Below are 10,176 nucleotides of genomic sequence, written 5' to 3'. Positions count from 1 at the left end.
GGATTCTTAAACTCGCGCTTAAGATTTCCTGCTTCACAGATTGGTAACTAGGCAAAGCCCCCGTCCCATCATCTCCACAGGCATTTTCAGATACGCTATGCCCTAGCGCATATTCTTCTACACCACGATTTCTGATAACTTGCGCTGCTGCCACGTCTCGGTGGGTTTTATACCCACATTCAGGACAATTATGCTCTCTAACATCAAGGGTTTTCTTACCAGTATGAAACCCACAATTAGGGCAAATTTGAGATGTAAAATTCTTGTCAACTTCATTAACAAAAACATCTCTTTTCCATGCTACCCATTTAAGAATGGTTATGAATTGTCTAAAACCAGCATCAAGACAATGTTTAGATAACATTCCTTTAGCCCATGACCTAAAATCAATATCTTCAATAAATATTGATTGTGATTGGTCACAAAGACGATGAGCTAACTTGAAATGCCAGTCTTTACGAGTATCAGAAATTCGTTGATGTAATCTAGCTATCTTTTTGTTTAACTTGTGTCTATTATTAGAGCCTTTTTTCTTATTTCTTAATCTACGCTGTAGCAATTTCAGCTTACGATGTAGTCGATTTAAGAATCGAGGTCTATCCACAAGTTCACCATCGGAAGTAGCCAAGAATTTATCTAAACCTAAGTCAATACCTAAAGGATGTCCATGAAAAGAAACGTCAGGAATATTAACATCTAACTGTAAAGAAAGCATCATGAAGTAACCATTAGCTCTCCTTACAATGCGAGCTTGTTTTAACTCAAACCCATCAGGTATTTCTCTAGACTTTCTAAACTTTACCCATCCTAGGTGTGGTAATTTAATTTCGTTACCTTTAATACAATCTTTTAGCATTTGAGGATATACATAAGACCGCATTCTATCCCTATTTTTAAAGCGCGGAAAGCCTAACTTTTTGGACTGCATATCGGCAAAAGCTCTATCTAAAGTCCTCAAGACTTGTTGTAAAACTTGAGCGTTTACTGATTTGAGTATGTCATTAGTTTTCTTGGCCTTTGTTAATGCTTTAGCTTGATTGTGATAATTAGGGTAAGGTACGTCAGGAGAAATAATATATTCCTGAATTAATGAGCAAGAATTAACAGGGGATTTTCTAGAACTTAGCCAGTCCTTACGATCTCTTAAAGCATAATTCCAGACGGAGCGACAAACATTTAAAGTATGTTCAATTACCTCAATTTGTTGCTTATTTGGGATTAGCTTAAATTCGTAAGTTAATGTAAGCATTAGTTCGACCACTATTAATACTTTCCCTAGTTTAAATTAATCTACACACAATGTCAACTCGTGTAAGTTGTCTCCCGCTGGTCGGTTTATTTGTTGGCAAAAATTCATCTCCCGTTAATTTCTATGAGTCTTTTTTTGGGGAGAAATATAACGGGAGTCCTCTTTTTGTATTTCAGGATAGTATTTTGTGCCAATCGGATTCTTTTCCTTCTTTTCTTTTTCAATTTATAACGTCTTTGTCTAAATGGACGATGTGATCAGCAAAACTTTTTCTATTTTAGCTTGAGTTTAACAGTTGATAACCCTGACGGATAACGTTATCCGTCAGGGTTAACTGTTTCGTTTTTGCAGTGAACAGTAAACAGTGATCAGTGACCAATGTTAATCACTTTATCAGCGATCGCAGTTGATTGGAGTTAATCGCAGTTTTTAAAGGTTCCTATTCAACCTAATAGGCAAGGCAGTGAACAGTGAACAGTAAACAGTGATCAGTGACCAATGTTAATCACTTTATCAGCGATCGCAGTTAATCGCAGTTGAGCGCAGTTTTTCAGGATTCCTATTCAACCTAATAGGTAAGGAAACGGCTGCAATCATTTTCAACTTAAAGGAAAACTACAAGTTTACAACAATTCCTATTCAACCTAATAGGTAAGGAGGTTATCAAAAACTACGGTTTTTCTACCAAATGGATGACGGATAAAGATTTTCCTTTTATTTACGCTCTATTGTTTCCAACGATTCCTATTCAACCTAATAGGTAAGGTAGTCCATTTCAAACAACAACGATGGCTTTGGATTCTTTACCAGAGTTTCCAATAATTCCTATTCAACCTAATAGGTAAGGGATTAGAATTTGAAACCTATAATGATTAATTATAGCCTTTCTCTTAACCAGTGAGTTATAACTAATATTTAACTCCTGACTCCTGACTCCTAACTCCTAACTCCATAGTAATTATTTAACTATTTTGTCTGTTATACCAAGCCCTAACTAGCTTCAATTCATTATAACTATAATCATCCCCTAAGTGATTTTTTAAAGGAGTCAAAGAACCATCCCCAATGGTTTGAATACATTGAATAATCTTAGCTTTTTTCTCTTCTGAAATAAACTGATTAATATCAATGGGTTGCTGCATTTCAATTAATTCGGCAAGATGAGTATAAATAGTCGATTCTTTTAAGTTTCGTCTCTCGGCAATTTCTGGAACGCTTAACCCTTGTTGATACAATTGTAAGGTAATCATATTGCTAGATGTGGGTAAAGGAATGGGTAAACTTTGCTGTTGACAAAACTCCCTAATTTCTGAGACAAAACTATCACCATATTGTTGCGCTTTATAAGCAGTTACTCCAGAAATTTTCTTGAATGCTTCGATGGTTTGGGGTTTAATTTGTGCCATTAATCTTAAACTCGAATCAGCAAAAACAACGTAAGGTGCAACTTTATTTTGATCCGCTAAATGTTTTCTTAACTGTCTTAATTTATGCAATAATAAATCACTTTCTGCTTTTCTCGGATTATATTCGTTTAATGCTTTTGAGGTTAAAGATTCAGTAATCGCAATTTCAACTTTTCGCTCGTTTCTGAAGATTTCCCAACTATACTTATTCAATTTTAAAACAGAAAATCCGTCCGTTGTTTCATTAACAAAACCTTGATGAATTAAAGAACGTCCTAACATCTTCCATTCTGCTGCACTTCTTTCTTTTCCGATGCCATAAGTTGAGAGTAAATGATGTCCATACTTTTCAATTTTTTTCTTTTTCGACCCTCTTAAAACATCAATAATATGGGTCATCCCGAATCTTTCTTGACAACGGGCAACACAGGATAAAAACTTTTGTGCTTCAATGGTCCAATCTTCAACGGGTTTCGGATGTTTACAATTATCACAATTATCACATTTTCCTTTATATTGCTGTCCAAAATACCTTAAAACAATGCTTCGTCGACATTCCGTTCCTTCTGCATAATCTACCACTTGTCTCAACTGTTGACGACCGACTCGTTGCTCTTTTTCATTAATCTTTTGATCAATTAAATATTCTATCCGTTTTAAATCCCCAAAACTGAAAAATAAAGCACAGTTAGCTGGTTCTCCATCCCTTCCGGCACGTCCAGATTCTTGATAATAACTCTCTAAGTTTCTCGGTAAATCATAATGAACCACAAAGCGAACATCGGGCTTATTAATGCCCATTCCAAAGGCAATGGTTGCTACAATAATTCTCACATCATCCCGAATAAAACGAGTTTGATTGATTGCTCGTTCGTCGTCATACATCCCTGCATGATAGGGTAATGCGTCAATTCCGTCCTGTTGTAGTCGATATGCAATGGTTTCTACATTTTTACGACTGAGGCAATAAATGATACCTGAACCTTCTTGACTCCGAACATAATTTAATAATTGGGTATAACTTCGTCTTGATTTTTGTTGAACTTCATAATATAAATTTGGCCGATCAAAACTAGCCACATGAATCGTGGGATTTTCTAACCCCAATTGTTCAATAATATCTGCTCTCACTCGTTTCGTTGCTGTTGCCGTTAAAGCAAACATCGGAACTTTAGGATAACGGAAACGTAACTGTTTCAACTGTCGATATTCTGGACGAAAATCATGACCCCAAGCAGACACACAATGAGCCTCATCAATGGCAAACGCTGATAAACCAACTTTCTGCTTCAAAAAATCTAAAAAATTCAAAAAACCATCATTTAATAATCGTTCTGGAGCCACATAAACTAACTTAATTTTACCCTTTAAAATAGCATTTTCTCTTGACTGTAATTCCTCTCGATTTAAGGTACTATTTAAAAAAGTTGCCCCGATACCATTATCTAATAAAGCATCAACTTGATCCTGCATTAAAGCAATAAGGGGAGATACGACCACACACACCCCAGATTTTAATAACGCAGGCAGTTGAAAACATAAAGATTTACCGCCACCGGTGGGCATAATTACCAATAAATCTTTATCATTTAAAGCTTCATGAATAATCTGTTTTTGTCCAGCACGAAATTGATCATAACCAAAGAAATATTTAAGGGCATTTTCTAACGAATTAAACTGAGATAACATAAGAGAAGAACTAACTTGTTAAAGATTTCATGACAAAAAGAAAGATAAGCTTATCTTAAAGTTTATCAAAGTTTCATTATAAAAGTCCAACAAGCTTAATAATATAACCTTCAAACCTAAGAAAATGGTTACTTTTTGGTTGAAGGAAATCATAAGATTAGAATGAGAGAAAAAAAATCTCCGTGTAACCACTAAATAATAGAAGAAAAAAAGTAATCAGCAATACAGACAAAATACTAGATAATTTGAAGTCAAAATGTTATGATAAACAGGCACGGCAGTATAGAACAATAGGTGAATGAACATGGCACAAGCACCTGTATCTCCAGTGGTGCTGGTAATTTTAGACGGCTGGGGTTATCGTCAAACCGATGATAATAACGCGATCGCAATGGCGCAAACTCCAGTAATGGATTGCCTGTGGACCACCTATCCCAGAACCCTAATTCGGACATCAGGTAAAGATGTGGGCCTCCCTGAAGGACAAATGGGAAATTCAGAGGTAGGACACCTGAACTTAGGTGCAGGGCGCATTGTTCCTCAAGAATTAGTGAGAATTTCTGATGCAGTAGAAGATGGAACCATCTATGAAAACGAAGCCTTAGTCAATCTCTGCGAAGAAGTGAAGTCTCGTAAAGGAAAACTGCACCTCATTGGGTTGTGTTCGGAAGGGGGCGTTCATTCCCATCTTAATCACCTGTTGGGACTGCTGAATTTAGCCCAAAAACAACAATTAGCCGATGTCTGCGTTCATGCCATTACCGACGGACGAGACACCAACACCACCGACGGAGTCAAAGCGATCGCCAAAATTAGCGATCACATTGAAGAACTAGGAATCGGACGTATTGCCACCCTTAGTGGACGGTACTTTGCCATGGACCGCGATCGCCGTTGGGACAGAGTGAAACTGGCCTACGATATGATTACCCAAGACGGGGTAGGAGATGGCCGTTCTGCCGTTGAAGTGTTAGAAGACTATTATCGTCACGACAAAACCGACGAATTCATTCCCCCCACGCGCATTGCCCCCGGTGCCATTGAACCAGGGGACGGGGTGATCTTCTTCAATTTTAGACCGGATCGCGCCAGACAACTCTCTGCTGCTTTGACCATGCCTACGTTTGACGGATTTGAGCGAGACTTCATTCATCCCCTCAGTTTCGTTACCTTCACCCAATACGATCCCCGACTCCCCGTCAAGGTCGCTTTTGAACCCCAAAACCTCAACAATATATTAGGGGAAGTGATCGCAGAACGAGGACTTAAACAATTTCGAGTGGCAGAAACAGAAAAATATCCCCACGTCACCTACTTCTTTAATGGGGGTTTAGAACAACCCTTAGAAGGAGAAGACCGAGAACTCATTCAAAGTCCCATGGTGTCCACCTACGATCAGTCTCCGGCCATGTCCGCCGAAGCAGTCACCAAAGCAGCCTGTAAGGCCGTAGAAAAAGGGGTTTATTCCCTAATTGTTATTAACTACGCCAACCCCGATATGGTGGGCCACACCGGCAACACAGAAGCCGCCATCCAAGCGGTCGAAACCGTGGATAACTGCTTAGGCAAATTACTATCCAGTATCAGTAAATTAGGGGGAACTGCCCTAATAACCGCCGATCATGGCAATGCCGAAACCATGAGAGACGAAAACGGCAACCTGTGGACGGCACATACCACTAACCCCGTTCCCTTAATTGTGGTAGAAGGAGAACAACGGAAAATCCCCGGCCATGGTGGCTTAGTGGAACTCAGAGACGATGGCAAACTGGCCGATATTGCTCCGACGATCCTGCAAATTTTACAACTTCCCCAACCGGCTGAAATGACAGGGCGATCGCTCATTGAACCTGCAGAGGTAGAAGTGAGGCGAAATAGTACCCCTGTTCGGATCGCCCGTTAAGGTAAGATGAGATAAACAATTGTTAATAAAACGATGACACTACCACAAATCATTCAAATTATTTGGACTATTTCAGGGGTTTTATTAGTGGTTCTCATCCTCTTACACAGTCCCAAAGGAGACGGTTTAGGGGGTATTGGAGGACAAGCACAGTTATTTACCTCGGCTAAAAGTGCTGAAAAGACCTTAAATCAAATTACCTGGACTCTCAGCACCGTTTTTATCGCCCTAACCATCGTTTTAAGTGCCGGGTGGTTGACCCCTCAAGGGTAACATGAATCCCTGTCGTCCGGTGGGCAATGCCTACCGGACAGGTTTTATGTCAGTTACTTCTAAAGAGAGAGAAGATCGCTTACACAAAGGTAAAATTGAGTTCAGTGACATCCTGTGCAACGGCAATAAGATCCCCGTTGTTTCTTCTAATAAAAGTATCAAGTTGACTGTTATCCCCATACAAATTCCCGTAATGCAAGGAATAATCACCCAGATCGCCAAAAAGCTGAATATTATCTCCTTCTAACTCTTCAAAATCAATAATATGGGCAAAACCAGCATTAAGATAGAAAACTTCATCACTATCTCCCAATACGAAGGTATCTCCACCACTTCCCCCTAATAACGTATCGTACTCACCATCACCACCACCATCATAACCAATCAGATAATCATCACCGCTATTACCTCTGAGATAATCATCTCCGATGTTACCTAGAAGGGTATCATGGCCGCTGCCCCCAGAGAGAGTGTCGTTATCAAACCCCCCGTCAAGAGAGTCATGACCTTCACCCCCAATGAGATAGTCTGTACCTCTTCCTCCATAAAGTTGATCATTTCCTTCCTCTCCATAAAGATAATCCCCGTCATCATTACCGACAACGATATCATTCCCGTAGCCCCCATAAATTACGTCAGTCCCATCTTCACCGTAAAGAAGATCCCTTCCGCTATTGCCATAAATTTGATCATATCCTGATCCTCCATAAATTCGATCATTATCAGAGTTGCCATAGAGTCTATCTCTTCCCTCATTACCATAGATTAAATCTGCGCCTCCTCCTCCATAGGCGGTATCATTACCCAAACCTCCATAGAGTCGATCATTCCCTTCCCCTCCATAAAGAAGATCATCATCAGAACCTCCATAAAGTTGATCCCTTCCGCCATGACCATCAAGAATATCATTACCAGCGTTACCATAGAGGGTATCGTCCCCCTCATAACCATAGGGACTATCATCACCATAGAGTTCATCATTACCAGCGTTGCCATAGAGAATATCATCTCCTCCATAACCCTTGAGAAGATCATCTCCTCCATAGCCTCGAAGAATATTATCACCAGCGTTGCCATAGAGAGTATCATTTCCAGCATAGAGATAAATCGGCGGGAAAGTTCCGTAATAGTAATAGTTCATGATTAGTTACTCCTATTTTCGCAGTCAGCTTAATTGCTCGTTAAAAACGATATTTTCTACCTCTTGGTGCTATTCTTTTTTCAACTGACATCTTCCAATAGTACATAAAAACTAAACAATTATAAAAAAGTAGTCAATTTTGAATAAGTTAGCATCAAAATGAAATACTTTTGCCTCTTGCCTCTTGCCTCTTGCCTCCTAAACTAGCTAGTTTAAGCGAAGCTGCAAGATATGAGTTCAAGAAAAGTAGTAACAGATACGGGGAAATTTAATTAACTGAACCCTAAGTTTTATTACTTATTTTTTATAATTGATCTGTCTCAAATCCATGATCTGACTTTTGTTTTTTACAAGTTTTAGCTGATTTAAATTAATTGTATCAAAAGTGATTAAAGCCCTCCAACTTACCAAGAACTCATCCGTTGGATCACTTTTTCAAGAAGATTAAGAGACGATTAATAAGCAATAAATAAGCAATAAATAAGAAATTAAATCAAGTTATGTCATTTTATATAAGCCTAAAGCCTTTGGCAATAATTTATTCTAATTTACGACAAGACAATAAATAAACTGTTAGAAAGTTAGGAAAATTTTTAGCACAAAGACGAAAAGCATAAAACATTAATTTTTTTCTATAAATTCAATTATTCTTCGATTTTTCGGATAAACTCTCACAAGAGACTTGTAACTCTTAAATCATTACCTTAACTTTCTGTCTCAGTGCCTAATAGAGTGTGGACAATTTTGTACAATTTTACAAAATTTTACAAAATTCTTCCATGACTCATCTTTTAAATTACCAAGGACTGCCAATTAAGGTAAACCCACTCCAAAAGTAAGGATGCTCTAAAGATTGCTCCTCTAAGGTTGATAATGGTTGAGGTAAAAGAAGACGATTATCAGGGGTAACTAATTGACCCTTTTCTATGTATACTTCCCCTCTTAATAAGCTTAATTGGGCTTCTCGTATGGCTTTAGCTTTAAGGGGAACTCGATTTAATTGTTCATAAAAACGAGTCATTAATCCGAGGGTTCCCTCGTCACTCACTTCCCAAAGACTGCCTAACACCGTTTTAACTTGCGCTAACACCGCAGCACCGGCAAACCCTAATTCCGCCTCGCGATCGCCTAAAGCAGTGCGACAAGCACTTAACACTAATAATTCAATTGGGGGATCACCAAAATTAAATTCTTTTAATTGGTCTAAGGTTAGTTGATCTTGCCAAAATTGAATATAAGAATTGCCCAATGTTCCCGTTTCAAAATTAGCATGGGTGGCTAAATGAATGATCCCAAATTCTCCCGATTGATGAGCTTCCTGTAACTGTTTAACGGTAAAGGTTTCATTGAGAAATGAGTCTCCTTGCCATAAGCGATCGGCAATTACTGATAACTCTAAAGGAACCGCCGGTAAGGGATTTTGTTGAGTAAATTTTGATGCACCCATGGCCAAAACTCGCTGCTGAGTCATATCTTGATAACGAGTATCACTCAAGGCTAAACTGGGCATGATCCCCATATGATATTGTTCGATTAAAAATTCTGAACCATCATAAAGCGCGGCCAGAGGAACAGAACGCAATCCTCCATCTACAATAAAAACAAGAGTGTCAATCTTAGCTGCGTTTAATGCTACTTTGAGGGGTTGAATAAACCATTGATACAATTGTTGAGCCGGTTGACGATAAGCACTAGGACGACGAGGGTTGGTGATGGTGCTTTGAAATTGGGCAACGGTTGAGAGAACTTGCTCACGGGTTACCCCTGTTACAGGTTGACGAATAACTTGACCGGATGGTGTTACTAACATCAATTCTAATTGATCCTCTGGAGAGGTTTGATCCCCTTGTGGTTGAGGTTGTTCTGGTTGAGGAGAAGATTGAAACCTCCAGAGTGTTTGATTGTCAGGGTTTTCAATAGCGGTTGATTGAGGTCGAAAAAGATATAAATTAAGCCAGGTTTTAAGCCGGTTAAGGTTTGACCTTCTTGTAAAATAGTTTGGGTTTGTTCGAGATTTAAAGGGGATACGGGTTCAATCCCTAAATGGTTGGCAAATTCTATGGTAAACCCCTGCTCAATATTTCTCAGCATAGCGCGATCGCTGTTTAAGTTTGTAGCTGAAGCAGTAACATTAGGGGATGATCCTAACTCTGAGGTTTCAGTGTAAGCATTATTTAAGTTAACAACAAATTCGATTCCAGGAGGTTCTGAGTCTCTAACTTCTCTAACTTCTCTAACCATTGATGATTGAGGAGTTACAGGAGGTTCTGGAGTTACAGGAGGTTCTGGAGTTACAGGAGGTTCTGGGGTTACAGGAGGTTCTGGGGTTACAGGAGGTTCTGGGGTTACAGGAGGTTCTGGGGTTACAGGAGGTTCTGGAGTTACAGGAGGTTCTGGGGTTACAGGAGGTTCTGGGGTTACAGGAGGTTCGGGAGGTTCGGGGGTTACAGGAGGTTCAGGAGGTTCTGGGGTCATAACCTCAATGGCAACCCTATTAATGGTGATGGTTGAATTG

6 protein-coding genes and 1 pseudogene are annotated in these 10,176 nt (G+C 39.2%); 2 read left to right on the top strand and 5 right to left on the bottom strand.

The window, feature by feature from the left end:
- Together C4E06_RS26820 and recQ are read right to left on the bottom strand one after the other, a co-directional pair.
- Positions 1 to 1,249: RNA-guided endonuclease TnpB family protein (locus tag C4E06_RS26820; protein WP_107671374.1), on the bottom strand; the 1,249-nt coding region annotated here is incomplete at its 3' end.
- Positions 1,250 to 2,211: 962 nt separating this feature from the next.
- The gene (gene recQ / locus C4E06_RS26815) at positions 2,212 to 4,344 is read right to left on the bottom strand and encodes a DNA helicase RecQ (protein WP_107671373.1); all 2,133 of its coding nucleotides are present in this window, start codon (positions 4,342 to 4,344) and stop codon (positions 2,212 to 2,214) included.
- A gap of 304 nt (positions 4,345 to 4,648) precedes the next feature.
- Here recQ and gpmI point away from each other — a divergent pair, with 304 nt between their 5' ends.
- On the top strand, positions 4,649 to 6,247 hold the full coding sequence (gene gpmI / locus C4E06_RS26810) for a 2,3-bisphosphoglycerate-independent phosphoglycerate mutase (protein WP_107671372.1): 1,599 nt from the start codon (positions 4,649 to 4,651) through the stop codon (positions 6,245 to 6,247).
- A gap of 33 nt (positions 6,248 to 6,280) precedes the next feature.
- A complete protein-coding gene (gene secG, locus C4E06_RS26805; RefSeq protein WP_107671371.1) occupies positions 6,281 to 6,520 on the top strand; it encodes a preprotein translocase subunit SecG in 240 nt (79 codons plus the stop codon).
- Between the two features lie 79 nt (positions 6,521 to 6,599).
- Here secG and C4E06_RS26800 read toward each other — a convergent pair whose 3' ends face one another.
- The 3 genes and pseudogenes from C4E06_RS26800 to C4E06_RS28500 all read right to left on the bottom strand — a co-directional run.
- The gene (locus C4E06_RS26800; protein WP_107671370.1) at positions 6,600 to 7,661 is read right to left on the bottom strand and encodes a calcium-binding protein; all 1,062 of its coding nucleotides are present in this window, start codon (positions 7,659 to 7,661) and stop codon (positions 6,600 to 6,602) included.
- 796 nt (positions 7,662 to 8,457) lie between these two features.
- Positions 8,458 to 9,471: a CHAT domain-containing protein gene (locus C4E06_RS28505; protein WP_198649075.1), complete on the bottom strand. Its 1,014-nt coding sequence runs from the start codon at positions 9,469 to 9,471 to the stop codon at positions 8,458 to 8,460.
- Positions 9,472 to 9,476: 5 nt separating this feature from the next.
- Positions 9,477 to 10,176 (bottom strand): annotated as a pseudogene (locus tag C4E06_RS28500) (hypothetical protein); the annotation flags it as partial.

It is taken from the genome of Cyanothece sp. BG0011, assembly GCF_003013815.1.
In the GTDB taxonomy this organism is placed as follows: Bacteria; Cyanobacteriota; Cyanobacteriia; order Cyanobacteriales; family Microcystaceae; genus Crocosphaera.
This window is presented reverse-complemented; position numbering and strand designations above follow the sequence as displayed.